Genomic DNA, 26,119 nt, shown 5'->3' on the forward strand with positions numbered 1-26,119 from the left:
CTGGCAGAATTACCCGTAAGCGTTTCCCAAACCAGGTGTACAGAGCAGGGTCGTTGAGTTCATGGTAAACAAGCAAAAAAGTCAAGCTCTCCGAAGCTCACAGGCGTCTGAGCGACACAGCCAGCTGGCCACCTGGGTGGGACAGCAACTGGCACCGGGCGCGCAAGCCAGCCTGTTAAAACCTATGGGCAACGATGCCAGCTTTCGTCAATACTACCGGGTTCAGGGCGTGCATGGCGAAGTTATTGCCGTGGACGCACCCCCTGAAACAGAAGACACCGCAGCGTTTGTTACTATTGCCAGGCAGTGGAAACAAGAAGGGATCAAAGTACCTGAAGTATACAGTGTTGATCTGGCACGGGGTTTTATGTTGTTGGAGGATTTTGGTGACTGCCTGCTGGGTGATCGACTTCATAAAGGGTCATCCGACAGCCTGTACAGTGAAGCTATAGGCGTACTAAAAAACATCCAGCAACTACCTGCCGACACGTTACCTGAATATAATGAACCCCTGTTGCGGCTTGAGTTGTCTCTTTATCCTGAATGGTTTTTGGAGGGGCTGCTGGGGTTGGCATTGAGTGCCACTGAAAAACAGGCATTGCATCGATTATTTGATAACCTGGTCACTAGTGCGCTGGCACAGCCCCGGGTGACTGTTCACCGGGATTATCACTCACGTAACTTGATGTTATGCCCTGATGGTCAGTTAGGGGTGATTGATTTTCAAGGTGCTTTACACGGGCCTTTGTTATACGACATTGTATCTTTGTTGAAGGACTGTTATCACTGTTGGCCGGAAGAGAAAGTGAATCAATGGTTCCAACTTTTCACCAATGGAATGCCGGAACTGGCACAGGTATCGACAACAACCCAGAAGCAATGGTTCGACTGGCTGGGGCTTCAGCGCCACTTGAAATGCCTGGGCATTTTTTCCCGATTATGGCTACGGGATGGTCGCTCAGGTTATTTAGGCGAACTCCCCAAAACACTGGACTATGTGATCACTGCCTGTCAGCAATACCCGGAACTGAAACACCATGCCAAGTGGTTGCGCGAGCGGGTGGCGCCAGTATTGTCAGCCAGTATTGACCGGGTTAAAAAAGAAGTGAGTACAGCATGAAAGCGATGATACTGGCTGCCGGGTTGGGAAAGCGTCTGCGGCCATTAACACTGACTATGCCCAAACCCCTTGTGCCGGTTTTGGGTAAGCCTCTGATTGTTTACCATATTGAAAACCTCGCAAAAGCGGGTTTTGATGATATTGTGATCAATCATTGCTGGCTCGGTGAGCAACTGCTCTGTGCTCTGGGTGATGGTGCTCGCTGGGGCGTGAACCTGAGCTATTGCGCCGAAACGGAACCACTGGAGACCGGTGGAGGAGTTCTACAGGCACTGCCCAGACTGACGGAGCACCAGGACACCTTCGTTGTGGTTAATGGCGATGTGTATACCGACTACCCCATGAAAAATTTACGCCGCCCTTTGCCAGGTCAGGCTCACCTTGTGCTGGTGGATAACCCGTCGTTCAAGACGACGGGGGATTTTGCCTGTTCCGATGGCTTTGTCTCAGAGCAAGGTTCACCGCTGCACACCTTCAGTGGTATCAGCGTGCTCTCTAAAGCCTTGTTTGCGCACTGTCAGCCAGGCCGTTTCAGTTTGATCCCCTTGTTGCGCCGGGCAATGACTCATCAACAGGTTTCCGGTGAACTTTACAAAGGGCACTGGGTAGATGTCGGCACTCTGGAGCGGCTGCAACAATTGGAAAAGCAGTTGAGCACAGGTTAGTCCTTCAACTACCCTACATCCATTAAAAACCGTTTGTATAGAGTCTGGCCAGGAGGTAAGAGAATATTTCATGACCGCGATACTGATAGGTGTCTTTTTAGGGTTGTCGTTTGGTGGACCATTTGGTGCTCTGTTTGGAGGCATGCTCGGCGCCTGGATCAACAACAATTACCTCCAGAACAACCCCCGTAATACGCGTCGCACAGGCTTTGACCGGCAGCAGGCACAAAGTGCCTTTTTTAATGCCACCTTCCTGGTGATGGGGCGGCTGGCCAAAGCTGACGGTCGTGTCAGTGAAGACGAGATTCAAATGGCCTCCACCATTATGCAGGAAATGCGGTTATCTCATCACCAGCGCCGCATGGCGATTGAGCTGTTCAACCAGGGCAAGGCAGTTGATACGAATATTGAAGAGGCTATTCGCGCCTTTCGTCAGATTGCAGGCTCCACCACCTTGATTCCAATGTTTCTTGAGATACAACTACAGGCAGCGTATGCCGATGGGGATTTAACACAGGCAGAGCGAGATGTGTTTAGCTCTATCTGTCGTACGCTAGGTATTAGTAGTCTCAGTTTTGACATGTTGCACAACCGCTTTCTGGCACAAAGGTCTTTTTATCAGGGGCATTCGCGTCATCAGGGTAATTTCCAGCGCTCCAGCACCGCTGATGAGCTGAAACATGCTTACGACGTATTGGGCGTAGCCAGCACCGCGACCGATGCGGAAATAAAGAAGGCATACCGCAAACTGATGAGCCAGCACCACCCCGACAAGCTGGTTGCCAAAGGCTTACCAGAGGAGATGATGGAGGTAGCCAAACAAAAGACGCAGGAGATTCAGGGGGCATACGACAAAATCAGGCTGCATCGTAAAAAATAGCACAAGGGGCTTGCTGCGCATGCCTCACCTTTCTCCTCACCTTCTTCACCGTCCTCAAAGTAAAAGGTTTTACGCACTTTCCGTAATTCTTTGACTGACACTCCACATAGACTTTTTCGAACTAAGCAAAAGAAGTATCATTACCCTCAGAAAGTAAGGTGATTTTGATACACGACAATATTCGGTACTGATAAAAAATCATCGATACAAGAATGACATTAATAGAGTGAATTCAGTGGGAGAGTCATTGATGAGTGATAACGGCGTAAATACTAGCCGACGCCGCTTCCTCGTGGCAGCAACTTCAGTGGTCGGGGCCGCTGGAGCTGTAGGGGTAGCCACACCTTTTGTAAAGTCTTGGAATCCAAGTGCCAAAGCGAAAGCGGCTGGCGCTCCAGTGAAGGTGAACGTCAGCAAGCTGCAACCGGGTCAACAGGTGGTTTACGAATGGCGAGGCAAGCCGGTCTTTGTGGTACGAAGAACACCGGAGATGCTGGCGACACTGAAAACGCAAGATGACCGTTTACGTGACCCGCTCTCTGAAAAGTCGACTCAGCCTGAGTACGCGAAGAATCCGGCGCGGGCATTAAAAGACGAATATCTGGTATTATTGGGGATTTGCACGCACCTGGGGTGTTCACCCAAGTTTATGCCAGAGGTCAAGCCCATGGAGTTTGATGCCAAGTGGCAAGGGGGCTATTTCTGTCCATGTCACGGTTCTCGCTTTGACCTGGCAGGGCGTGTGTATCAAGGTGTACCGGCCCCTACCAACCTGGAAATCCCTCCCTATGTATTTGAGACAAATGATATTCTGATAATCGGTAGTGAGGGGACTGCATAATGTCAGGGAAATTATTAGACTGGGTCAATGCCCGGCTACCAGTGACAAAAGTCTGGGAAGATCACCTCAGCAAATACTACGCACCAAAAAACTTTAACTTCTTCTACTATTTTGGCTCCCTGGCACTGTTAGTGCTGGTCAATCAGCTACTGACCGGTGTCTGGCTGACCATGAGCTATACGCCAAGCGCTGAGCAGGCCTTCGCCTCGGTGGAATACATTATGCGGGACGTGGAGTACGGCTGGCTCATCCGTTATTTGCACTCCACGGGTGCCTCCATGTTTTTTGTTGTGGTGTATCTGCATATGTTCCGGGGCTTGATTTATGGTTCTTACCGTGCGCCACGTGAGCTGGTGTGGATTTTTGGTATGGCTATTTATCTGGTGTTGATGGCAGAAGCTTTTATGGGCTACCTGCTCCCCTGGGGACAGATGTCTTACTGGGGCGCACAGGTGATCATCTCCCTGTTTGGCGCCATTCCGGTGATAGGGGCGGATATTCAGCAATTTATCCGTGGTGACTTCCTGATTTCCGGCATTACCCTCAATCGCTTCTTTGCGCTGCATGTGATTGCGCTGCCTATTGTCCTGTTGGGCCTCGTGTTTCTGCACATTATTGCCTTGCACGAAGTGGGTTCCAATAACCCGGACGGTATTGAAATCAAGAAGAACAAAGGGCCTGACGGTGTGCCATTAGATGGTATTCCTTTCCACCCTTATTACACCGTAAAAGACACTGTCGGTGTAGTTGTGTTCCTGTTTGTATTCTGTGGCGTCGTGTTCTTTATGCCAGAGATGGGTGGCATGTTCCTGGAGTACGCTAACTTTGAGCAGGCTAACGGTCTTAAAACACCCGAGCATATTGCCCCTGTCTGGTATTTCGGCGCATTTTATTCCATCCTCAGAGCCATTACCTTTGATATTGGCTTTATTGAAGCGAAGCTCGGTGGCGTTATTGCCATGGGTGGTGCCATAGCCATTTTGTTTGTTCTGCCCTGGCTGGACCGCAGCCCAGTGAAATCCTGGCGCTACAAAGGCTGGATTAGCAAGACGAGCACGGTGATTTTTGCCCTCGTCTTTATGGTTCTGACTTATCTTGGCACCCAGTCCGCCACTGAAGGCAGAACACTGGTTGCGCAGCTGTGTACACTACTTTACTTCGCGTTCTTCCTGTTGATGCCATTTTATACCCGATGGGAGAAAACTAAACCTGTACCGGAGAGGGTGACCGGATAATGAAGCACGTATTTCTGACTCTGATGTTAACCCTTGTTTCGGGGATGGCGGCAGCTGCCGGTGGCAGCGGTTACCCACTGGACCCCATTGAGACAGACCATTCTGACAAGGCGTCATTACAGCGTGGCGCGGCACTGTATCAGAACTATTGCTCAGGCTGTCACGCCACTGGCTTTCAGCGTTATGAGCGGGTAGCTGATGATCTGGGTATTCCCCATGACTTGATGCTGGACAACCTGGTCTTTAACAAGGGCGCCAAAATTGGTGACCTGATGACCAACAGTATGGATGCCAAAGAAGCCAAGCAATGGTTTGGTAGCGCACCGCCTGACTTGACACTGGTTTCCCGTGTGCGGGGTGAAGAATGGTTGTACACCTATCTGCGCTCTTTCTATGAGGACCCTAAACGTCCCTGGGGCGTGAATAACAAGGTCTTTCCTGATGTAGGCATGCCTCACGCATTAATGGAACTTCAAGGGGTTCAGGTTGATACCTGTCAGGGCGCAGATCCAACAGCGCGTGACCCACTGACGGGGGACAAAATGTGTGGTTTGGTGGTAGATCCAAAGCGTAAAGGAAGTATGACACCGGAAGAGTTTGATTTGGCCATGTATGACCTGACCAACTTCCTGTCCTACTCTGCTGAGCCAATGCGCACGGAGCGTCAACAGTTAGGCATTTATGTTTTCCTGTTCCTGCTGGTATTTTTGGTATTTGCTTATCTGCTGAAGCGTGAATACTGGAAAGACGTGCATTAATGATTGCCTGTAATGCCGTTTCTCCATTGGGATAACGCGTAGCCTTCCGGCTACGCTTCCCCACCTAGGAGGCTGTCGGACTTAAGGCAATTTCGGCCTGAAATCCATCGAAAAATCTGACTCGCTCTACTGAATTTCATGCTCGAAAGCTTAAGCCCGACACGCTCCTAGCACAAAAAACAGTGTTGGGCGCTTATCTTCTTAATTTGGCGGACAGTTAACCATTCACCAGGAAATGGACAGCAATGCTCGCTCCATAACCCAGAGCAATAGCCCAACTCCACCGCAGGTGACTCATAAACGTGTAGTTGCCTTTTGAGGCTCCCATTAAAGCAACCCCTGCCGCAGAACCTACTGACAGTAAACTGCCACCTACACCTGCCGTTAGCGTTACCAGTAACCATTGGAATACGTCCATTTGCGGGTTCATTCCCAAAATAGCAAACATTACCGGGATATTATCAACAATGGCAGAAATCACCCCCGCGATAATATTAGTCCAGCTGGCACCAAGGTCGGTGTACATGGTTTGGGATGCCAGATCTAAAAAGCCAAGGTACCGTAACCCACCCACAGAAAAGATAACACCAAAGAAGAACAGCAAGGTATCCCACTCGGCATGTGCCACGCGCTCATAAATATAAATATCTTCACCATGGTGTGAGTCAATTCGACGACTGCTGGTCAGCCCACCTGCTTTCAGGAACCAGGTATAAATCATCAACAACGCCAGTCCGGTCATCATGCCCATAAACGGCGGTAGCCCAAAAAAGTTCTCAAAAGATACAGCGAGAACAATGGTAATCAGAAACAAAACGCAAATGCCTATCCCGCCATGCTTGATGGGTGTTCTCTCATCCACGGCGGTGGGCAGCCCTTTATCAATAAAGCCATTCATAATCAAAGCGGGCACCAGGAAGTTAGCCACAGAGGGCAAAAACAGCGCAAAGAAGGTGAAAAACTCAACCTTGCCTGCCTGCCATACCATAAGCGTGGTAATATCCCCAAATGGGCTGAAGGCACCACCGGCATTGGCGGCCACCACCACATTGATCATTGCCATGGTAACAAACCGTGAGTTGCCCACTCCTACTGCCATGATCACAGCACCCATCAACAGGGCCGTGGTCAAATTATCCGCTATGGGTGAAATACAAAATGCCAGTCCCCCCGTCACCCAAAATAACTGTCTGAAGTTTAATCCCTGCCTTACCAGCCAGCTTCTTAGTGCAGAAAAAACACCTCTCTCTTCCATGGCATTGATATACGTCATCGCCACCAAAAGAAACAGAAACATCGCCGCATACTCTTCCAGGTCGTGCATAACGGCTTTCTTCAGCAGCTCATGGGACACTCCCTCACTGTTGGCTAACCAGGCAATCAACGCCCAGATAATTCCCGCCGCAAGCATCACGGGCTTGGATTTACGCAGGTTAAGCTGCTCTTCGGCAATCACAGCACAGTACGCCAAAATGAAGACGGCTACACAGGCCCAGGCAATAGGGTTTTGTGTCATGTGAAGTATGCCATCACTGGCAAAAGCAGGTGCTGGTGCGCTTGCTAAAACACCTGCTGAAACCAATTGTTTGCTTGTCAACATTATTGCTTCCTTATGAATATGTCGTGGCTATTCTAATACTCAATCTGACTTGAAATCTCTTTGTTTGTTTATTGTTCAACTTTTGTTCAGCTTTTGTTCAGCTTTGTTTTTTTAAATAACGTCCATGGGCACTGAAATGGTCTGGCGAGTATCTACCGCACGGATGCTGACGCTTTTACCGGTGCGCTCAAGGCGCACGACGTTGAGGATGGTTAAGGGCGTTATCGGGAAAATATTTTGTTAAACGGCTATGGTTCAGTATAAAAAAGAACGTTTTTAACTGAAGGCGTATAACAGCGCAGCTGAACAAAAGCTGAAGGTGTATTTTTAGTCTGAGCCGCCTCATCAGGGCTTGGGTGATAATACACCCGACTATTTTCTTTTTCCTGACTTAGATGGAACTTGATGTTAATGGCATTCTTTTTGATGTTTTTCCAGAGTATATTTCCGAGAGTATGACTTTTTACATCCGGGCGCTTTGCAGGCATATCGTGTCCTGTTATGGACGCTGCGAAGATGTTCTTTCAGGTTACCCTTTGTAGTGAATTCCTCATCACATCCGGGCTTAGCGCAGGCATATCGTTTACCCTGATGAATGTTTTCACAGTGCGCTTTCAGAGCAGCGACCGAAGCGAATGATCGATTACACTTGGGCTCAGCGCAGGTATGCCGTTCCCCTTGGTGCTCATTTTTTTTGTGCGCTCTCAGATCAGTGACGTGAGCGAAGAACTTGCCACACTCTGAGCACCCCCCCTGATGCAAGCTTATCTTGTGTCTTTTCATATGAGCCATGGAGGTGAATGACTTATCACAGATATCGCAGGGATATCGTTTACCCTCATGGGCGACTTTATGGTGTGTTTTCATATGACTATTAGTAGTGAATACCTTATCACACCCGGGCGCAATGCAGGCAACTTTTTTCCTCTGACAAGCATTATCAGGCTTGTTTTTGTGGGGCTGATTATCACTGGGCCTTGTGTTGTCACTTTTTCCGCATTTGATTCTGTGCTCATTGCAGGCTTCTGACGTTTGAAAATTTTTAGCGCAATTATCACATAAATAATTAACCTGCGATTTGTTTATATCTTCTTCTCGCAGCAGTTCTCCATTAAATAAAGGCTCGATTTCACCACCGGCAATAGTCAATGACATTAACTCACATTGACTACTTTCTTGATCTGTTGTCAGCAACTGTGCGCTATTACAATCAGTGACCTGGCTGTTGAGGACAGTCGCTATAACATCCTTCGCTCCCAGTTTACTATCCAGGACACAGAAAGTCGGCTTTTCTCCCTCATCAATTCTAACAACCGAAGAGGGTGTGTTTATTCCCGGCAGACTATTAAGCCGTATCCTGTGCTCTTGTGAATATGTCTCTTCATTTATATTGCGTTGCTGGCAAAACAAGTGACCATTAGCAACGTGGCAATCAATTAAACGTGCCGCGCTTTCTTCTGGCTTTTTCCCATCCTTACCCTTACCAGCTACAGCAATTTGACAAACCAAAAACAGTAATAAGAAAAATTTACTCAAGTATAATCAGGGTCATTTTCTTTTAGAGATAACCTGTCCTCCAAGATACCCTGTCTCCTCTTCTAAAGTTGTACTTTATTTTACTGCCGACAACACTTAAGCCATTAATCTAGCCCGGATATTTCATAAACTGCCCTGAGAATTGCGCGGAACCTTGCGGCTCCAAGGAATTTCGCGAAGGAGCGCCGTACCGGGGAGTACGGTCGACTGAGCAAAACTCCCTTAGAGCCGCAAGGAGCAAGCAAGGCTAGGAGCATGTTTATGAAATATCCGGGCTAGGGTGGATGTTTTGCCAAAAACAGACATTCACCTTGCTACCTGTGGACGAGCATAGTAACGACAAAGTGCTCACCTGCGGTAAAACGCCCATCTTTGAATTCATTAATGAGTAGTGTAGTCACTTTAAAAAAAATTTGCTTCAGTTGTAAGAAGCAGTCTTAAAAGTCTGCCCGTTGCGAGGACTGCGAGAAATGGCGGATAAAAAGTCGCTTTTGTGAGGAGAATAGCGGGACTATTTGACGAACAAAAGCGACTTTTTAGATCCATTTATCGTAGCCGCAATAGGAGCATGATTTTTAAGACTGGTTCCAAGTACTGCTTGTGGAATAACGCTGGCTGACCTTTGGGTCCCGACCCATAAGGCACTGTTGTATCAGGGTCAGTGGAACGAGAGGAGCCATCCTCTGGATATAATCAAACTGCCAGCGAGTAGAAATACTCCCGGTCATTGGCTGATGGCACTGACTCAAGCCGCTTTCCCCCAGGAGCCTGTCGGACTTATGCTTTCGAGTATAAAATTCAGTAGGGCGAGTCAGAATTTTCGATAAATTTGTGCGAATAGTTGACCTATTTAAGCAAATTGATCGGAAATTCTGGCCGCGCTTTCTCGCGCTTTCTGGATTTCAGGCCGAAATTGTCTTAACTCCGTCAGGCTCCTAGCTAACGCTCCCGCACAGGGTGTATGGGGTTTTACCTGCTTTCGATAATTTTTTTATTCAATCCATACGCTGTAAAAACACAGTTTTAGCTAATTAGATATACACTTTTGTAGTGGTACTTTGGGCTCAAATCATACTGTAGCTAAAATGAGGTTTTTATGTCCATCGCCAGAAAACTTCAGACGTTCCTCAGGGATAATCATATAGAATATGAAGTCGTCAGCCATCCCTATTCAGAAAGAGCAGTCAGTACGGCACACTCAGCCTGTATTCCTGTAAAAAATATGACAAAAGGTGTCATACTTAATGACGACAGTGGATATGTAATGGCTATAATGCCGTCAAGAAACAAGTTGATGCTGCCATGGTTAAATAGCAGGATAGACCGCCAGCTTCATCTGACCACAGAGGCACAGCTAAATGCCCTTTTCCCGGATTGTGAGCAGGGGGCAGTGCCCGCCATTGGCACAGCTTATGGTCTGTATAGCTGTTGGGATGATGAATTGAACTCCCTGCAGGACCTTTATGTAGAAGCGGGCAATCACCGTGAATTGATCCGGCTTGCAAAAGCGCAGTTCAAAAAATTGCTTCAGGGGCAGCCCCATGCTGCCATCAGTTGTGACCCTGAAGAAACGGAGGCCTACAAAAACTGATTTCATACCCGGTGGCAAGGTCAATATGTATTTTTCTGTAACTCTACTTTTCCTGGAGTTTCCCTGTGGGGGGGTGTATCAAAACACCTCACCCTGTCTCTGGGCAATGCCTTTTTGCCATCAAGCGCCACATACCGCTCATTATCAGATTCTCTTTTGGCTGCATACACGGCCAATGCATTACAACCGGGCATTATCCACCGATATGCTCCCGTGATAAAAATGCAGTCGACTGCATTTCCTGCAACCGGCTGATGGTGCGCTCAAAAGCAAAGGCTAACTTTGACCCCGTATAAATACCATGAATAGGGGTATCTGCTGAAATAATCAGCGTGACATGACGATCATAAAACTCATCCACCAGGCTGATAAAGCGCCGGGCCTGGTCATCAGTGGCAGATGAAAGTACAGGCAGCCCCTCCAAAAGTACCGTATGAAACAGGCAGGCTATTTCAATATAATCGTTCTGACTGCGTGGCCCGTCGCACAGTGCCAGGAAGGTAAACCAGCCGATGCCATTGCCCTGGTGTTTACAGGGGATATGGCGACCGGCAATGAGCAGTGGCCTGTCATTGACCCTGTGTGCAGGGTCCGGCACCAGATTATCAAAGGTATTCTGTAGCCGCTTGCTGGCAGATTGCCCGAGAGGAAAATAATAGGTTTCCGCCTGCTCCAAAATACGCAAGCGGTAATCTGTGCCACTATCAACATTCAGCACTACCGTGTTTTTATTAAGCAAGGCAATCGCGGGCAAAAATCGCGCCCGTTGCAGGCCATCTTGGTAAAGTCCGTCAGGCTCAATGTTTGAGGTGGTAACCAGTGTGACGCCCTGGTTGAATAAATGTTCAAGCAGCCCCCCTAAAATCATGGCATCGGCAATATCTGTCACAAAAAATTCATCGAAGCAAATTACCCGGGCTTGACCAGCCAGTCTTCTAGCGACTTCTTTTAGGGGATTTTTCCGCCCTGCCAGGTGACGAAGCTCATCGTGCGTATACTTCATGAAATGGTGGAAGTGCATTCGGCGCTTGTTCTTAAACGGCAGGCAATCGTAAAAGGTATCCATCAGCCAGGTTTTCCCCCTGCCGACACCACCCCAAAGATACAACCCCTTAACGGGTGTTACTGCGTTACCTTTTATCCATTTTAATGGATTCAATGAACGTTTTTCCGGTAAGATGAGTTGCTCAAACACGGCTTGCAAGTGTTCAATGGCTTTAGCCTGCGCCGGATCTGGCTTGAACCCGTGTTCTGATAAGTCCTTTTGGTAACGTTGTTCGGGTGTCGCTGGCATCTGGGCAAAACTCTCAATGAGGATAGTGAAAAAAGCACATACAATGTACCTGTGGTATGCTGGCACAGCAACTAGGATGAACTTGTGTCAACAAAAACAGACAAGTGAGTTAAACGGGCAAAGCCCCACCGAGTGAGGCAACACAGTGGATAATATCAATGAAATCTGGCTGGTAGGTAGTCTGGCGTTTCTGGTAGGAGCTCTTTGTGGTGCGCTTTTGTACCATATTTTTGCTGGCTCTAACGCCCGAAACGGTAAGCTAACCAGTCAGTTGGACGATGTGCAGCGTGAGTATATGGAATATAAAGACAAAGTGTCTGACCATTTTACAACCACTGCCCATCTGATCAACAAGATGACCGACACCTACAAAGAAGTCCATGAACATATGGCTAACGGGGCTGACAGCCTGTGCCAGAATGAGTCAGTACACAGAGGCCTGGGTGACGCACTGCTGAGAAGCAATTCGTTTGTCTCTGGCAAGCTCACCAAAGGCCATACAGTGCGCTCAAAAACAGTTGAGCAGCCAAAAGACTACGCTCCGAAAAACAAGCCGGAAGAAAAAGGGATGCTGTCGGAAGAGTTTGGGATTTCGTCTCGAGCCGATGTTGTCAAAGAGTCGTAGTGGGAAGTCATTCCCATGGCGTGACGCACCTGAGTTCAGCAATTGATCGCTGTTAACTTGCGGGGAGCCTTATTCTTCACAGGGAAAGCGGCGTTCAACTGCTCACCCTGAGGATCAGTGGCCGAATTGGACTGTTGGGAAAACCAGGTTCACAGGCTTTGCGAACCTCCCTCCCCTGAAAATCTGCCTTAAATTCTGATGCCCCGAGGGTGTCATTTAATGTGCTAATGCGCGCAGCGATATGGGCTGGCGCGTCACGTCAAGTTGTTTGAGACAAAGTGTCTAACTCAGAACCTGTCAAGCAGCCACGCAGGGAATGAGGGAGCGCTTCTGTGATTTCCACTTCGGCAAAGTGGCTGATCAGACGCGGGTCATCACAAGGAAAATTGACAATGCGGTTGCACTGCGTTCGACCGGTCAATTGCCCCGGATCTTTTTTCGAGTAACCGGTCACCAGGATCTTTTGTGTTGAACCCACCAGGCGGCGGCTGATTTGCATGGCATGCTGGTTGATGCGATCTTGCAGAATTTTCAGGCGCTGTTTTTTCACTGTCCCGGGTACATCATCGGGCATATCCGAGGCTGGTGTGCCAGGGCGTTTGCTATAGATAAAGCTGAATGACGTATCAAAGCCTACCTCAGCAATCAGGTTCATGGTGTCTTCAAAATCTTGATCAGTTTCTCCGGGGAAGCCAATAATAAAGTCAGAAGACATACTCAGGTTTGGGCGAATAGCCTTGAGTCTGCGAACCTTACGGGTATATTCATCAATGGTATGATTTCGCTGCATCAGGGCAAGAATACGATTTGAACCACTTTGCACAGGAAGGTGCAAATGGCTGACCAGCTCAGGTACATCGGCATAGACATTGATCAGACTTTCCGAGAACTCCATGGGGTGGGAGGTGGTAAAACGAATACGGTCAATACCATCAATGGCTGCCACAATGGTGATGAGTTCGGCCAGGTCGCAGGTTGTACCATCGTCTTTTTCTCCGCAATAGGCGTTCACATTCTGACCCAGCAGGTTGATTTCCCGAACGCCTTTTTCAGCAAGACTGACACATTCAGCCAGAACATCATCCATTGGACGACTCACTTCAGCACCACGGGTGTATGGCACTATACAGAATGTACAGTATTTACTGCACCCCTCCATAATGGATACAAAAGCAGTGGGGCCATCGACACTGGGATCTGGCAGGCGGTCAAACTTTTCAATCTCCGGAAAAGTAACATCCACCACGGGTATGTGACTGGACTTGGTCGCGTCAATCATCTCAGGTAGACGATGCAGGGTCTGGGGCCCAAAGACCACATCCACATGGGGAGCCCGCTTACGGATAGCGTCACCTTCCTGACTGGCCACACAGCCGCCAACACCAATGACGAGATCAGGTTTGTTGGCCTTTAGTTTTTTCCAGCGCCCTAGCTGGTGAAAGAGCTTTTCCTGCGCTTTCTCACGCACAGAGCAAGTGTTGACCAGGACTACATCAGCTTCTTCAGGATTGTCCGTCAGCTCAAGCGTGTGAGTTTCGCCCAACAGGTCTGCCATGCGAGCGGAGTCATACTCATTCATCTGGCAACCGTGGGTTTTGATGTACAGTTTTTTAGTCAATTCAGATGACAAAGCAATGAACCATCTTTCGTTTAATCAAAACGCACAGTATACCGGTACCCGGTCAAAGGGGGTAGTCGGAATACCGGATTCAGGTCGGTGGTCAGAAAGAAATCAAACGTATAGCTACGTACAAGGTTACGGAAACAATAAGCCCCAGAAACAGGCAGTCTATGGTATCCTCAAGATAAAATAGTGTACTGTGTACTGATTTTCCCCCTGAAACAGGGAATAGACCTTTTCATTTTTTGCAGGTAATCAAAGCGTTAATGTCGACCAAACCCATTTTCCGTGTCATCTTCCACAATGAGGGTGAAATATTTGAGGTCTATGCTCGCCAGATCTTCCAGAGCGAGTTGTGGGGTTTTATTGAAATTGAAGAAATCACCTTCGGGGAGCGCAGCCAATTATTGGTTGACCCGTCTGAAGAACGGCTAAAAAATCTCTTTGAAGATGTCAAGCGAAGCTATATCCCACTAACATCCATTGTGCGGATTGATGAAGTGGAGAAAGAAGGAACGGCAAAAGTCACTGACGCTAAAAGCGGAAATATTAAGCCGTTTCCAGTGCCGCCATCGCCTGGCAGTGTATAGCTGGTCGTCTTGACGGTGGTGCTTCTTCCGCAACCGGCGATAACACCGTTAAAAAAGTCGACTTTTTCGTGAATTGACTCACCACACTGAAAAGACTGTCATAGCGAAGGCTGAAACAAGGTGGCAGGTGTTTCAGTGGTTGTAGCCAGAGATTTCAAGGGTGTTGAGCAAGACTGAGCGATAACCCCCACCAAGATACCAAGACCAACAAACATCCCTGTTGTGATCAGCATCTTGTGGATGATCCGTGGAAAATTAACGGTGTTGTTCATGGATCTCCCTGGCTAACTCCAGAGCCAGTGAGTTATCGATAATCATCAAGGCGGTATCCACATAACGGGCCAAAGGTTGAGCCGCCTGCCTGAGGGCTTCCTTGTCCATTTGACCGTCAAGATGGGCCTGTACTTTTTCCAGTAACGCCTCCCGTTTTTCCATATAACCAGTAAGGGTAGGGGGAAGATTGTTGTATTCGAGTCCCATATTTTGAATATGTTCGTCTTTGCGTGCCGGGCTTGAAAGTTGCAGGTAATCCATCACTTGCTGGAGTAAACGGCTTTCTGTCCCCATTACCTGTTGCATGCGCCGGATAGCCCCTTTGTTGTTGGCAGGCCCGGTCGATTCAACAGCAGCGACGCCACCAGAACCTTGTTTGTCTGTTGAGGTATTTTGTTGCGGGTTTTTGGGCAGGGTTTCTGTGACGATACTGGCAATCAGTGTCGAAACCAGTGCCTGTAGCTCAGTGTTTAACTGGGAACCCTCCCTGAGTCCTTCCAGGGTATTTTTTAAGTCGTCAAAACTGGTTTGGGTGTCGTGGGTATGATGCACATTCTCACTGGCGCTGACTGTCGGCTGCCTGTCATTGACGGTTTTTTTATAAAAGGCATCTTCCCTTGCGGTATCAACCGGTTGAATGCGCCGGAGGTAGTCTTGATTTTCGGCCATAACTATCCTTGTTTATGAAGCTATTAGTACTAGTCTAGCCCAATAAATCTCGATATCGCAGGCAGCTTCTCAACGATAAAGTCACAGCAGAAAAGTTATCGAAATCGCGTGAAACCGCGTACTGCTAGCCCGGATATTTCATAAACTGCCCTGAGAATTGCGCAGAACCTTGCGGCTCTAAGGGATTTTGCGAAGGAACGCCGTACCGGGGAGTACGGTCGACTGAGCAAAACGCCTTTAGAGCCGCAAGGAGCAAGCAAGGCCAGGAGCATGTTTATGAAATATCCGGGCTAGAGGCTGTCGCGAAACGCTGAAGTACACCCCGCACCGTCACCCTGTACAGGGAATGTACAGGAACCACACGCTATGGAAGGCACTCTGACCGCACGCATCATGGGGGTTTAGTGATTCACGTCCTTGTGGCATAGATCCCTTACAATCCCTGTACGGGATGACGACGGAGAAAATTAAGCGTTTCGCGGCACCCTCTTCACGCCGGGGAGGATGTCAAAGCAAGAAAGTTACAGCAAGAACCGTAACTTTCACCGTCCAGAACCAAGGCAAAAGCAGCAGGTTCGCGCCAGCTTTCGGTCAAACTACAGCGTCAAAAATTTGGAGGTGACACTATTGATAGCGGCACCTGATTGATTTTTTTTATACATCTCTTTATACATCTTTTTGCTTTATCTTTACTACGCCCTTCTATTTTAACCTTATAACTTAATCTGCATAGTTGCTTGTAGTAAGCACCACCCCAAACAAGAGCGGGGTTGATATAGTTATTATCGCCTGAATCAGGTTGGTTAGCAGACCACATTCCAGGGAGTGTCATGGGAGAAGTTTTAGCTGTTTGAAGCCACCCATTCAGTCTATCAAAGGATTCAATAGATGAAAGAAATTGATTTGTTTTATTGTCTCCCATTAACACAAGAGGAAGAATGTTTTCTTCATTGACCATATAAAACAACAAGGCGCTATTGAGATGTCTGTATGAAATATCATGATATTGATCTGCATCGGTTAAGTTTACACAGTTTTGTTCATCTATTGTTTCAGGGACACAGGACGTTGAAGAAACATCAATCGTTATCAGGTTGTCTTTCCGAGGCGCGGCCGGGAGTTTTTCAAGGGCTGCTGTTAGCATGTTCTTATATTGAATCAGTCTGTTGGTATCAAATGGTGATATACCTCCTTGTTGATAGGGGTCAAGGTCTTGCGTGAGAAGAAGGGTGTCCCACGTCTCCTCTGGCAAAACAACAAACAGTATTTCTTCTGTTGTCGTTACAGAAAAAAGATGCTCCCCTTTCAGGCTGAAAATATCAATACCGGTGGTAAATTTAGGCATATCTTCATAATCATCATACCATTCGCTTTCATGATAATATTGGCCCTCATCATAAAATTCTTTTTCATCAACTTCATCAAAATCATACTTTTTTGTGGTAAAACGTAACAGGTGACTTTCAGGACAGATCGTGCATGACAATCGGGTGATAGCCTTTAGCAGGCTTTCTGTTGTATTTTCTTTCTTGATATCAGTAGGGTCGGGCTTATAAGGAGAGTGAATGGCTTTATAGTTTACTGCAAACTCAAAAAAAGCACTGTTATCATTATTGTTTCCGTATTTTACGGGAATGATTGTGGGTGAATGACCTTTTGCAAAGAGGTGCTCATCAATAAACAAAGAAAATAGTAAAACACACAGTGTATGAACCCATAGTGCCAGTGGTTTTTTTAATAATAAATACATCAGTAAAACCCATCTGTTTTTATCCTGTGGTTAGTGTAGGCATAATATGTAAAGGTTCAATCCAATAGTGTTTTCTATTGACTTATCAAAGGGGGTGAAAGCATAAGTCCGACAGGCTCCTGGGAAATCCCCGCGCTGTTTAATGTGAGATCGGCTATTACTATATGCCTATTGTCGTATAATTCTCCCCGGGATGATGCAGCGATAAGCCTGAATTTGATATTTTTGACATTAATGCTTTAAAAACGGTGTCATTGTTTGGTACTTTTCATAGGGACAGTTGGTGCAGGGGGAGTTCACATGGTGACAGCAACCAAAACAGACAACATCAAGCCACTCATTGACCGGCTTAACCGCTGTGAGAGCAATCTCCGTGAGCTGGAAGGTCAGACACAATCACAGCAGGAGCGGGTATTGGCGCTGCTGAAGGAGCACCCGGAAGAACAACTGCTGGATATTTTTCAGTTATCGTCACAGCCAGACTACCGCCTTACACACCAGTTGATGTGTCAACTCTGGAGTTTTAAGGAAAAGAGCGAGGGTGAAGTGATCCCCGCTGGTGCTGCAAAGCAGGCAATGTGTACCATTCAATATGTGTCACAAGAGATTATCGATAACTGGCCTGCGCTCACACCGAAAAAGGTCAGCCGACTGGGGATTCTGATTAAAGGGGCAGCGAATATCGCCAGCGAAAAATAGCCACTCAGATTCCAGGATAGCGGCAATTTATAGTTTACCGCCGTCCATCCCCGCGAAGGCGGGGGTTCAATGTGGTGATGGATTCCTGCCTTCGCAGGAATGACGAAATGCTGGTATTTTCTGAAATGCGGCTACCCTCGCGTGATTCCTGTGAATGATAAAATTGACAGGGAGCATAACTTATCGCTGGAAATCATAGACGGAACCGAGCTGCATAATCGCCGTTAATTCATCAAGGGCGTTACGGGATTCCATTAATAGCTGAGGGTCTGCAAGATCTTTTTCGGTTAACCTGTCACGGTAATGATCATTGACCCACTGGACCAGCCGTTGATAAAGCGAGTCACTCATAATACTGCCAGGGTTGACAGCCGCAAGTTCTGCATCAGTGAGGACAACCCTTAGCCGTAAACAGGCAGGTCCGCCGCCGTTTTTCATACTTTGTCTAAGATCAAATGATCGCACTGCGTCAATAGTGTGATGGCTTTCAGTTAGCCAGCGCAGATAGCGCGCTACCTTTTCATTGGCGTCACACTCAGAAGGCACAATCAGCGTATTTTTACCATTGACAGTAACCAGCTGACTGTTAAAGAGATAACTGGATACGGCATCGCTGACACTGACCTGATCATCAGAGACTTCAACAATGGACAGCGCTGAATCCGTGTGTGCTTCCCGTAGCTGCTCATAAACTTGCCGCTGGTGTAAAAAAGCGTGTTCATGGCAAAACAACAGGTTTTTATTGCCCACGGCAATAACATCATTGTGAAATACACCCTGGTCGATCACATTCGGGTGCTGTTGCGCAAAGACAATACGATCACAGGCCAACTGGTGCTGACGCGCAATGGCTTCAGAAGCCTCTCGTGTTTGCCGGGCAGGGTAACGTTGTGGGCGAGGGCGCCGCTCATTTGAGCTGAAGCCATTATCACCGTAAACAAAAAACGCCACGCCAGGTCGGTGGTAGTCGGTGCAGAAACGCGTATAGTTAGCGGCACCTTCATCACCAAACTGGGGAATCCCCGGTAATGCTTCGTGGTGGGTGAAGTATCGCTCACTGTTAAACACAGCCTGAAGTACCTGCCTGGTCGTCTTGTGTTCCATGGCGCGGTGAAACTTGTTTGACAGATTAGCCGGTGTCAAGTGTACCTTGCCGTCGGCCGTATCCAAACTGGGGGAGACGGTTGCCGCATTGGCTGTCCACATGGTTGCGGCAGAACAGCACGATGCCAGCAGTTTTGGTGCCTGTTTTGCGGCTTTGGTGAGTATGTCAGCATCACTGCCGGAAAAGCCCAGCGCCCTTAATTCGTTAACAGCAGGTCGTTCATGGGGAGGGAGAACACCTTGTACCAGACCAAGGTTGCGCATGGTTTTCATTTTCTCCAGACCCTGCAACGCTGCCAGTTTTGGGTTGGAGGTTAACGACCGGTTATTGCTTGAGGCTACGTTGCCATAAGACAGCCCGGCGTAGTTATGGGTTGGTCCCACGAGTCCATCAAAATTTGCTTCGTACGCATTCATTGTTTTTTCTGTTGCTGACGGGCAATAAGGGAGAGTCCCCTTTATTGCCTGGTTTAGTTAATAATGGACAGTCCCGGTGCCAGTGTCTCAGGCAATACCAGAGCTTCTGACTCAACACTGGCCACAGGGTAGGAACAGTAATCGGCGGCAAAGTAGGCGCTGGGGCGGTGGTTGCCACTGTCGCCGACCCCCCCAAAGGGCGCGGTGCCGGCAGCGCCGGTAATCGGGCGGTTCCAGTTAACAATGCCTGCACGAATCTGGTGCAGGAATACCTGATACTCCTCAGAATTTTCACTGAGCAAGCCTGCGGAAAGACCGTAGCATGTCTTATTAGCCCCGGCGATAGCATCGTTAAAATCATCATAACGAATAACCTGCAATAGTGGGCCAAAGTATTCTTCATCGGGTAGTTCGGTAATAGCAGACACATCGATAATACCAGGGCTGAGCAATGCTGTGCCTGCTTCAAGTATTTTCGCTGCCAACAGGCTTTTGCCCCCGATGCTTTGCAAGTGTGCCTGCGCGTCAAGAATGCGCCTGGCAGCTGACTCAGAAATCAGGGCACCCATAAACGGCTGTGGATCAGCATTCCAATGACCGATCTTAATTGCTTCAGTACTGGCAACCAGCTTTTTCAGGAAGCTGTCTCCCCACTGCCCCTGTGGGACAAACAGTCTTCGTGCGCAGGTACAACGCTGACCTGCGGTAATAAAGGCAGAGTGAATGGTGTCGTGGACAGCACCGTCAATATTAGAGAGTTCCGAGACAATCAACGGATTATTGCCACCCATTTCCAGCGCCATGATTTTACCGGGGTGTCCACCGAACTGTTGGTGCAGGAGCCTGCCGGTTTGGGAGCTACCCGTGAAAAACAAGCCATCAATGCCACCATGGGAAGCCAGGGTGATACCCGTTTCTTTCTCACCTTGCACAAGGTTCAGAACACCATCAGGGAGGCCCGCTTGTTCCCAGAGCGTGACGATCAGATGGGCTGTTGCGGGGGTAAGTTCACTGGGTTTAAACACAACGGTATTGCCAGCGATCAAGGCAGGCACAATATGTCCGTTGGGTAGATGCCCCGGAAAATTATAAGGACCAAAAACAGCAACGACACCATGGGGTTTATGTCTGATCACCGCCCTGCCAACAGGTAAAGTCGTCTCTGTGGTTCCGGTGCGCTCTTCGTGCGCTTTCAGGGATATACTGGTCTTGCCTTCTATTGCCGCCGCTTCCGTGCGAGCTTCCCACAAAGGCTTACCTGTTTCATGGGCAATAGTGGTGGCGATGCGCTCTTTGTTTTCTGCCACAAGCCCGGTAAAGCGTTTTAGAATTGACGTACGTGATTGGGGTGTTCGTGCAGCCCACTGTGGCAGCGCTGATCTTGCTGCGGTGACAGCCGCGTCTATTTGTGTGCTGTCGGCACCAGCACCTTCCCAGAGAATATCGGCAGTAGAAGGGTTGGTTGATTGAAAGGAGCGTCCCTGACCACTAACCCAGTGACCATTAATAAAATGTACTTTACTCATTGTCTGCTTTGCCTGTGGTAGATGGGTGGTGAGTGGCTGAAACAGGTGAGGTTGCCCCGGTTTCCTCTTTGTCAGCTGAATGGGCCGCTGAAAGGGTAACAAGGCGCAGGGTATCGCCGGTTTCCACGTTAAGTGCCTCGGCTTGATCTTTCGATATCAAGACACTGCCATCATCTTGAGCAGCGGCTGTGCCGAGAATGCACCGGAAATCTTCAAACTGATCATTCCCCATCAGCCACGGACCTGTTGCGTCGGGCAGTTTGTTACACGCAGTGACCTTGAAAACGCGGGCGTCGCGCACGGCACGGATATTGGCTACAGGCGTCTCAAGCAGAGGGCCGGCATCAAAAATATCCACATAGTTGGTATAACGAAATCCCTCCTGCTCCAGAATTTTTCGGGCAGCCAGGGTGCTTTTATGGGTTTTACCAATGGTTGCCTGTGCCTCTTTCGGTAACAGTTTGGTATAGATCGGGTGACGTGGCATCAACTCGGAAATAAAGGCTTTGCCCTGGGAAATCTGCTGATCCGCTTTTTCAAAATCAACATTAAAGAAATGCCGACCCAGCCCCTCCCAAAAAGGTGAGTGACTCTCTTCATCAAGATAGCCCCGCAACTCCGCAAAAATATGAGCATGAAAACGCTCTTTGTGGGCAGCTAAAAACAAAAAACGCGATTTAGACAACAGTTGACCGTTTTTTGAATGCCGGTACTCCGGGTCAAGGTACAAAGAGCAAAGCTCTGAGTAACCCGTATGGTCGCAACACAGGTTCAGCGTATTATGCTCGCTATAGACGTCGAGTTCCCGGGATGCATGGACATGGGCACTGACTTTGTAGTTATACCAGGGAGCCGATAGCCCGACGGCAGACTTCAGACCGCAAACGCCCACTATCTGGTGGGTATTGGTATCTTCCATTACCATCAGGTACAACGCTTCCTCTGGTGGATTATCAACCATGGAGGTCAATGCTAATTTCAGCCGGTCTTTTACCGCTTCAGCGTTTGGTTGAAGAGAAGTGAATCCCGGCCCGGTTTTATTGGCGATATGCCACAGGGCATCGTGGTCGCTGGCGGTAATGGGTCGTATTATCATCATAATAGTTACGTCTTCTTGTTCGTTTTTTTGTTTATTCGTTTCGTTGAGGCTTACCGTGTATCGGTACTCTCAAAAATCTTATCGGCCGATGCCGCGACAAATCCTTGATAAAGGTCACCATTGTGCTGGGAATAGCGTTTGGCAAACTCATAAAAGCATCCGGGAATAACCTTTTCGCCATCTGAAAAGGTCACCCTGACATCCCCTGCCAGTGTAGACGATTGCTCAAGCAGCACTTCTGGTGAGCCTTTAATCAGTCCACCACTGTCGTTCATGGCAAAGCCCGCATTACGAATTGTGTCATTGACTTGCTCAAGGGTCTGGTTGTTAGCCAGATGATTCACGGAAACGGTGAAATGGTTCACGACAAAGCCGTGAGCGGCAACCCAACCGGCATACTCACTTTCACTGACCAATGTTTCGTAATTGTGGACGCTCACTTGCCAGGGGCGCCCGATACTGCATAGGGGAAAGGTGTCAATTTGCTTGCTATCGAGTTGTTCAACCAGCTGGTGGATAAGCGTGCCTGCCTGGTCTGACAGTTGCTCTACCAGTAGCTCACTAATGAAGACTTTCGGCAAGGTCGTATCTTGATGCTGGAAATGTTTTGCATACAACTTGCGGGCGGGGAAGGTGTATTCGCCCCCTTCGACATAACCAGAAGCCAGAAAAGGTTCTGCCATTTTGCTGATACCAATGCCCGGCAAGTTAAATGTCCGCAGCGCAATATGATCATTAACCACAACCCCGTTATCATCAACAAATAATTCGTGAATGGCTTTAGCATCCGGGGACAGGGGCAAGTAGGCTTCCCAGAGGTTATCAAATAGCTGTTGTACGTTGATACTCATCACTATTGTGTTTCCTTTTATTGACAAAAACGGATGGGATCACCCGCCCGAACGCGCAATGCGTCTGCAATTGCCGCGGAGATGGCAGGTTGCTCCCGATTCAGGCGTGTGGAGAGACAGCGAAAATCAGTGGTACCAGTATTGGCGACAAGGCAGCGAGTACCCTGCACGGTCTCATCAATGCTCACGGCTTGCCGCTGACTGGTTGAGACGGTAGTTAATGTATCAATGCGGGCTTCCAACGTGGGGCCCGCATCAAAGATATCGATATACTCTTCATAGCGAAAACCTTCACTCTCAAGGAGATCCACCGCAGGCATCCGGTCAGGGCGAACTTCACCAATCACTGAGCGGGCTTTGCGAGATAACAGCGGGGTATAAACAGGGAATCGTGGCATCAGATCAGCAATAAAACTTTTGTCACAGACCCCTGTTAAATAGTTTGCATGGGTCATATCCATCGTAAAAAAATGCTGCCCCAAACCTTCCCAGAACGGTGATCTTCCCTGTTCATCCACCACCCCCTGAAGCTCTGCCAGTATGCGATCGGCAAAACGGTGGCGATGCTGGGCAAGAAAAAGCAATCGGGCCCGACTTAATAACGCCAGGGTTTGCGGGGTTTCAGCTTCTGGTAAAAGGTAGAACGTACACAGTGAAGTATACCCCGTGTAATCATGGCAGAGGGTTAAGGCTGGAACAAGGTTATGGATTTGCAAATCGTCTGAAGCATGAACAATGTCTTGTAAGCGGTAACTGTAAAACGGGGCGGTAACGCCTACGGCAGCGTTCATGCCGGCAATACCGAGCACCTGGCCAGAGTTGATATCCGACAAAACAAAGTGATAGGTTTCACCTGCTGGTTTGGTAATGGCGCGCCTGAGGGCTTGCTGGGTTGCTTCAACCAGTTTTTGTAGATGGGAGTGGGTTGATGGCAGCGTACTCACTGAAGCACCTGCTGACTCAGCCAGGTACTCAATAGCTTTGATATCGTTAAATTCTACGGGGCGAACTATCAACATCGTCGCATCTTCCTGTTTCTGGTACGAAAGTAAACGATTTTCGTACTCTTATCGTTTTTATCGTTTTTATCGTTTTTGTTGTTCATGTGGAAATTATAGGGGGACTGACTGGGAAGACTGTTCTGAATGCGACGAGAAGTTTTGGTTTTGTGCAGGAATACTCTCATTTGTTCGACCCCCATTACATGCAAGGGCGCTGTTTTCAGTGCGCTAACGGGGCACTGAACGGTGATTACAACGGCAGCCTTTCCATCAAGTCAGCGCTTTGTAGCGCTCTGTCTTGACGGAGTCCTGAAAGCATCTTATCGTGTAACAGCGGGAAACACATTGCTTTGCTTTTGTGCGGAGTTGGCGATGCCAGTTAAAAACATGCTTTACTGAGTTCCTCGTTGTAATCCTGTTTCACCAAATCTGTTAACTGTATTACACTCCTGACTCTTATCAAATAATAGCCATCGTGGAGGGTTCAATGTTCACAAAGGGTATGTCCATTGCTGATTTTGATCCAGACCTGCAAAAAGCCATCGGCGCTGAAGCCGTTCGTCAGGAAGAACATATTGAGCTGATTGCCTCTGAGAACTATACCAGCCCTCGGGTCATGGAGGCACAGGGGAGTGTCTTAACCAATAAATACGCGGAGGGCTATCCGAATAAGCGCTACTACGGTGGCTGTGAACATGTGGATGTGGTTGAGCAGCTGGCCATTGACCGGGCCAAGGCACTATTTGGCGCACGCTATGCCAACGTTCAGCCCCATTCTGGCTCCCAGGCGAATGCGGCTGTTTATATGGCGCTGATCAAGCCGGGGGATACTATTTTGGGCATGAGCCTCGCCCATGGCGGACACTTAACCCATGGCGCCAGGGTCAGCTTCTCCGGTCGCATTTACCAGGCTGTTCAGTACGGCCTGCATCCTGAAACGGGTGATATCAATTACGAAGAAATTGAACGCCTGGCTGTGGAACATAAGCCTAAAGTCATCGTTGGTGGTTTCTCTGCTTTCTCAAGAGTGGTTGACTGGCACCGGTTCCGCGCCATTGCCGATAAGGTGGGCGCTTATTTCTTTGTGGATATGGCGCATATTGCCGGTCTGGTGGCAGCGGGTGTCTACCCGTCACCTGTGGGGATCGCCGATGTTGTTACCACGACAACACACAAGACCCTGGGGGGGCCTCGTGGTGGTCTGATTTTAGCGAACGACGACGAAGAGCTGAACAAAAAACTGAATTTTGCGGTATTCCCTGAGTCTCAGGGCGGCCCGCTGTGTCACGTTGTCGCTGCCAAAGCGGTTTGCTTTAAAGAAGCCATAGGGGACAGTTTCAGGCACTACCAGGAACAAGTGGTTAAAAATGCACAGGCCATGTGCGAGGTGATGATGGCGCGAGGTATCAATATCGTCTCAGGTGGTACGGATAATCACCTGTTCCTCGTAAACTTGATTGGCAAAGACTACACCGGCAAAGATGCGGAAGCGGCGCTGGGGCGCGCGAACATTACGGTCAACAAAAACGCGGTGCCTAACGACCCACGCTCCCCCTTTATTACCAGCGGATTACGTATTGGTACACCCGCTATCACCCGTCGTGGTTTCACCGAGGCAGATGCGGCTGATCTGGCCGGTTGGATCTGCGATGTGCTCGATAATATCGAAAACGAAAAGGTCGCGGCAGACACCCGCGAGAAAGTGTTAAGCATTTGTGCCCGCCTGCCTGTATACAGCTAGTTCACCGTGGCTATCGGGCTGTCAGTCGGCCCGGTAGGCTTTCGTCCCATAGTTTTGTAACGAATAAATGAATATTTACCCATTAATATGAGATATGAATCATAAATTAAATGAAAAGTGGGAAAACAACAAAGCGCTCTCTATAAGAGCAATAGTTACTTGAAATAGAGCAACTTTTCTTAGCTTAACAAGTTTTTTTACAAGATTTATATCTTGTTCTCTGGCCTCTAATTTAGTTTTTAATAATTTAAAAAATAAACCGGTATCGGCGTATATATGGGAAAAACTAGAATACTCAAATCCTAGTACTTTAATGCCTTTATTTTTTGCATAGGAGTACACGCTATGAAGGCATAGCAGGTAGTAAGCTGTCCCTACAATAAATAAGGGTAGTAGTGTAAAAAAAATATTATCAATGTTAATCATAAGGTTCTCGATGAATTGGATTTCCTTGGAAGTTGTCCTTGTAACCACTGGTTACGCCACTTCCAACAGCTACAGGATATACAACTTTGGTGCTAACTCCCCAGTTACCCTAGTGGTGCCAAGCTCTAATATCCATCCCCTCTATGCTACCAATGGCCGAGCTTTGTAAGTCCACTTAAATGGCTTGGCCAATCTGGTATTAAAAAA

General features: G+C 48.3%; 24 protein-coding genes. 11 read left to right on the forward strand and 13 right to left on the reverse strand.

Annotated features, from left to right (window positions below):
• The first annotated feature begins 61 nt into the window (after positions 1-61).
• The 6 genes from V4C51_RS03845 (at position 62) to V4C51_RS03870 (ending at position 5,499) form a co-directional block, all read left to right on the forward strand.
• Positions 62-1,120, forward strand: a complete 1,059-nt coding sequence (locus V4C51_RS03845) for an aminoglycoside phosphotransferase family protein (protein WP_330924807.1) — start codon at positions 62-64, stop codon at positions 1,118-1,120.
• A complete protein-coding gene (gene murU / locus V4C51_RS03850) occupies positions 1,117-1,785 on the forward strand; it encodes an N-acetylmuramate alpha-1-phosphate uridylyltransferase MurU (protein ID WP_330924808.1) in 669 nt (222 codons plus the stop codon). The genes V4C51_RS03845 and murU overlap by 4 nt, the downstream gene beginning before the upstream one ends.
• 70 nt (positions 1,786-1,855) lie before the next feature.
• Positions 1,856-2,665, forward strand: a complete 810-nt coding sequence (gene djlA / locus V4C51_RS03855; RefSeq protein ID WP_330924809.1) for a co-chaperone DjlA — start codon at positions 1,856-1,858, stop codon at positions 2,663-2,665.
• 250 nt (positions 2,666-2,915) lie between these two features.
• Complete coding sequence (gene petA, locus V4C51_RS03860) at positions 2,916-3,506, forward strand: ubiquinol-cytochrome c reductase iron-sulfur subunit (RefSeq protein ID WP_330924810.1); 591 nt, start codon at positions 2,916-2,918, stop codon at positions 3,504-3,506.
• The gene (locus tag V4C51_RS03865; RefSeq protein ID WP_330924811.1) at positions 3,506-4,741 is read left to right on the forward strand and encodes a cytochrome b; all 1,236 of its coding nucleotides are present in this window, start codon (positions 3,506-3,508) and stop codon (positions 4,739-4,741) included. The genes petA and V4C51_RS03865 overlap by 1 nt, the downstream gene beginning before the upstream one ends.
• On the forward strand, positions 4,741-5,499 hold the full coding sequence (locus V4C51_RS03870; protein ID WP_330924812.1) for a cytochrome c1: 759 nt from the start codon (positions 4,741-4,743) through the stop codon (positions 5,497-5,499). The genes V4C51_RS03865 and V4C51_RS03870 overlap by 1 nt, the downstream gene beginning before the upstream one ends.
• Before the next feature lie 217 nt (positions 5,500-5,716).
• Here V4C51_RS03870 and nhaD read toward each other — a convergent pair whose 3' ends face one another.
• Both nhaD and V4C51_RS03880 read right to left on the reverse strand, forming a co-directional pair.
• Entirely contained in the window at positions 5,717-7,099 is a 1,383-nt protein-coding gene (gene nhaD, locus V4C51_RS03875) for a sodium:proton antiporter NhaD (RefSeq protein WP_330924813.1), read from the reverse strand.
• Positions 7,100-7,507: 408 nt separating this feature from the next.
• Positions 7,508-8,635, reverse strand: coding sequence for a C2H2-type zinc finger protein (locus V4C51_RS03880; RefSeq protein ID WP_330924814.1), 1,128 nt, complete (start codon positions 8,633-8,635; stop codon positions 7,508-7,510).
• 1,096 nt (positions 8,636-9,731) lie between these two features.
• Here V4C51_RS03880 and V4C51_RS03885 point away from each other — a divergent pair.
• On the forward strand, positions 9,732-10,226 hold the full coding sequence (locus tag V4C51_RS03885) for an aminoacyl-tRNA deacylase (protein WP_330924815.1): 495 nt from the start codon (positions 9,732-9,734) through the stop codon (positions 10,224-10,226).
• A gap of 193 nt (positions 10,227-10,419) precedes the next feature.
• Here the strand turns inward: V4C51_RS03885 and zapE are convergent, their stop codons facing one another.
• Positions 10,420-11,520: a cell division protein ZapE gene (gene zapE, locus V4C51_RS03890; RefSeq protein WP_330924816.1), complete on the reverse strand. Its 1,101-nt coding sequence runs from the start codon at positions 11,518-11,520 to the stop codon at positions 10,420-10,422.
• 145 nt (positions 11,521-11,665) lie between these two features.
• On the opposite strand from zapE, the gene V4C51_RS03895 reads away from it, so the two are divergent.
• Complete coding sequence (locus V4C51_RS03895; RefSeq protein ID WP_330924817.1) at positions 11,666-12,145, forward strand: Z-ring associated ZapG family protein; 480 nt, start codon at positions 11,666-11,668, stop codon at positions 12,143-12,145.
• Positions 12,146-12,404: 259 nt separating this feature from the next.
• On the opposite strand, the gene miaB is transcribed toward V4C51_RS03895, so the two are convergent.
• Entirely contained in the window at positions 12,405-13,763 is a 1,359-nt protein-coding gene (gene miaB / locus V4C51_RS03900) for a tRNA (N6-isopentenyl adenosine(37)-C2)-methylthiotransferase MiaB (RefSeq protein ID WP_330924831.1), read from the reverse strand.
• A 269-nt stretch (positions 13,764-14,032) separates the two neighbouring features.
• Between miaB and V4C51_RS03905 the strand changes: the two genes are divergently transcribed.
• Positions 14,033-14,356: a DUF1820 family protein gene (locus V4C51_RS03905; protein WP_330924818.1), complete on the forward strand. Its 324-nt coding sequence runs from the start codon at positions 14,033-14,035 to the stop codon at positions 14,354-14,356.
• A 98-nt stretch (positions 14,357-14,454) separates the two neighbouring features.
• On the opposite strand, the gene V4C51_RS03910 is transcribed toward V4C51_RS03905, so the two are convergent.
• From V4C51_RS03910 to V4C51_RS03920, 3 genes are all read right to left on the reverse strand, one after another.
• Positions 14,455-14,628 carry a hypothetical protein gene (locus V4C51_RS03910; RefSeq protein ID WP_330924819.1) on the reverse strand — a complete coding sequence of 58 codons (174 nt, stop codon included), beginning with the start codon at positions 14,626-14,628 and terminating at the stop codon, positions 14,455-14,457.
• Positions 14,612-15,298 (reverse strand): hypothetical protein, encoded by a 687-nt coding sequence (locus V4C51_RS03915; RefSeq protein ID WP_330924820.1) that lies wholly within the window; start codon positions 15,296-15,298, stop codon positions 14,612-14,614. Before V4C51_RS03915 ends, V4C51_RS03910 begins: the two co-directional genes overlap by 17 nt.
• Before the next feature lie 604 nt (positions 15,299-15,902).
• On the reverse strand, positions 15,903-16,982 hold the full coding sequence (locus V4C51_RS03920) for a hypothetical protein (protein WP_330924821.1): 1,080 nt from the start codon (positions 16,980-16,982) through the stop codon (positions 15,903-15,905).
• A gap of 366 nt (positions 16,983-17,348) precedes the next feature.
• Between V4C51_RS03920 and V4C51_RS03925 the strand changes: the two genes are divergently transcribed.
• Positions 17,349-17,747 (forward strand): hypothetical protein, encoded by a 399-nt coding sequence (locus V4C51_RS03925; protein ID WP_330924822.1) that lies wholly within the window; start codon positions 17,349-17,351, stop codon positions 17,745-17,747.
• 180 nt (positions 17,748-17,927) lie between these two features.
• On the opposite strand, the gene astB is transcribed toward V4C51_RS03925, so the two are convergent.
• Genes astB through V4C51_RS03950 form a run of 5 tightly spaced genes read right to left on the reverse strand, consistent with a single transcriptional unit; the run spans position 17,928 to position 23,763 of the window.
• Positions 17,928-19,268: an N-succinylarginine dihydrolase gene (gene astB / locus V4C51_RS03930; RefSeq protein ID WP_330924823.1), complete on the reverse strand. Its 1,341-nt coding sequence runs from the start codon at positions 19,266-19,268 to the stop codon at positions 17,928-17,930.
• A gap of 53 nt (positions 19,269-19,321) precedes the next feature.
• Entirely contained in the window at positions 19,322-20,794 is a 1,473-nt protein-coding gene (gene astD / locus V4C51_RS03935) for a succinylglutamate-semialdehyde dehydrogenase (protein ID WP_330924824.1), read from the reverse strand.
• Positions 20,787-21,893, reverse strand: a complete 1,107-nt coding sequence (gene astA, locus V4C51_RS03940; RefSeq protein ID WP_330924825.1) for an arginine N-succinyltransferase — start codon at positions 21,891-21,893, stop codon at positions 20,787-20,789. The genes astD and astA overlap by 8 nt, the downstream gene beginning before the upstream one ends.
• A 50-nt stretch (positions 21,894-21,943) precedes the next feature.
• Entirely contained in the window at positions 21,944-22,744 is an 801-nt protein-coding gene (locus tag V4C51_RS03945; RefSeq protein ID WP_330924826.1) for a DUF1338 domain-containing protein, read from the reverse strand.
• A gap of 17 nt (positions 22,745-22,761) precedes the next feature.
• A complete protein-coding gene (locus V4C51_RS03950) occupies positions 22,762-23,763 on the reverse strand; it encodes an arginine N-succinyltransferase (protein WP_330924827.1) in 1,002 nt (333 codons plus the stop codon).
• A gap of 469 nt (positions 23,764-24,232) precedes the next feature.
• Between V4C51_RS03950 and glyA the strand changes: the two genes are divergently transcribed.
• Complete coding sequence (gene glyA, locus V4C51_RS03955) at positions 24,233-25,486, forward strand: serine hydroxymethyltransferase (RefSeq protein WP_330924828.1); 1,254 nt, start codon at positions 24,233-24,235, stop codon at positions 25,484-25,486.
• Positions 25,487-25,585: 99 nt separating this feature from the next.
• Here the strand turns inward: glyA and V4C51_RS03960 are convergent, their stop codons facing one another.
• Entirely contained in the window at positions 25,586-25,912 is a 327-nt protein-coding gene (locus V4C51_RS03960) for a hypothetical protein (protein ID WP_330924829.1), read from the reverse strand.
• Between the last annotated feature and the right edge of the window lie 207 nt (positions 25,913-26,119).

This window comes from Candidatus Sororendozoicomonas aggregata (assembly GCF_031528575.1).
GTDB classification, from domain to species: Bacteria; Pseudomonadota; Gammaproteobacteria; order Pseudomonadales; family Endozoicomonadaceae; genus Endonucleibacter; species Endonucleibacter aggregata.

Coding starts and splice junctions, on each gene's coding strand:
- V4C51_RS03845 (WP_330924807.1), top strand. CDS start 62: ATGGTAAACAAGCAAAAAAGTCAAGCTCTCCGAAGCTCACAGGCGTCT.
- murU (WP_330924808.1), top strand. CDS start 1,117: ATGAAAGCGATGATACTGGCTGCCGGGTTGGGAAAGCGTCTGCGGCCA.
- djlA (WP_330924809.1), top strand. CDS start 1,856: ATGACCGCGATACTGATAGGTGTCTTTTTAGGGTTGTCGTTTGGTGGA.
- petA (WP_330924810.1), top strand. CDS start 2,916: ATGAGTGATAACGGCGTAAATACTAGCCGACGCCGCTTCCTCGTGGCA.
- V4C51_RS03865 (WP_330924811.1), top strand. CDS start 3,506: ATGTCAGGGAAATTATTAGACTGGGTCAATGCCCGGCTACCAGTGACA.
- V4C51_RS03870 (WP_330924812.1), top strand. CDS start 4,741: ATGAAGCACGTATTTCTGACTCTGATGTTAACCCTTGTTTCGGGGATG.
- nhaD (WP_330924813.1), bottom strand. CDS start 7,099: ATGTTGACAAGCAAACAATTGGTTTCAGCAGGTGTTTTAGCAAGCGCA.
- V4C51_RS03885 (WP_330924815.1), top strand. CDS start 9,732: ATGTCCATCGCCAGAAAACTTCAGACGTTCCTCAGGGATAATCATATA.
- zapE (WP_330924816.1), bottom strand. CDS start 11,520: ATGCCAGCGACACCCGAACAACGTTACCAAAAGGACTTATCAGAACAC.
- V4C51_RS03905 (WP_330924818.1), top strand. CDS start 14,033: ATGTCGACCAAACCCATTTTCCGTGTCATCTTCCACAATGAGGGTGAA.
- V4C51_RS03910 (WP_330924819.1), bottom strand. CDS start 14,628: ATGAACAACACCGTTAATTTTCCACGGATCATCCACAAGATGCTGATC.
- V4C51_RS03915 (WP_330924820.1), bottom strand. CDS start 15,298: ATGGCCGAAAATCAAGACTACCTCCGGCGCATTCAACCGGTTGATACC.
- V4C51_RS03925 (WP_330924822.1), top strand. CDS start 17,349: ATGGTGACAGCAACCAAAACAGACAACATCAAGCCACTCATTGACCGG.
- astB (WP_330924823.1), bottom strand. CDS start 19,268: ATGAATGCGTACGAAGCAAATTTTGATGGACTCGTGGGACCAACCCAT.
- astD (WP_330924824.1), bottom strand. CDS start 20,794: ATGAGTAAAGTACATTTTATTAATGGTCACTGGGTTAGTGGTCAGGGA.
- astA (WP_330924825.1), bottom strand. CDS start 21,893: ATGATGATAATACGACCCATTACCGCCAGCGACCACGATGCCCTGTGG.
- V4C51_RS03945 (WP_330924826.1), bottom strand. CDS start 22,744: ATGAGTATCAACGTACAACAGCTATTTGATAACCTCTGGGAAGCCTAC.
- V4C51_RS03950 (WP_330924827.1), bottom strand. CDS start 23,763: ATGTTGATAGTTCGCCCCGTAGAATTTAACGATATCAAAGCTATTGAG.
- glyA (WP_330924828.1), top strand. CDS start 24,233: ATGTTCACAAAGGGTATGTCCATTGCTGATTTTGATCCAGACCTGCAA.
- V4C51_RS03960 (WP_330924829.1), bottom strand. CDS start 25,912: ATGATTAACATTGATAATATTTTTTTTACACTACTACCCTTATTTATT.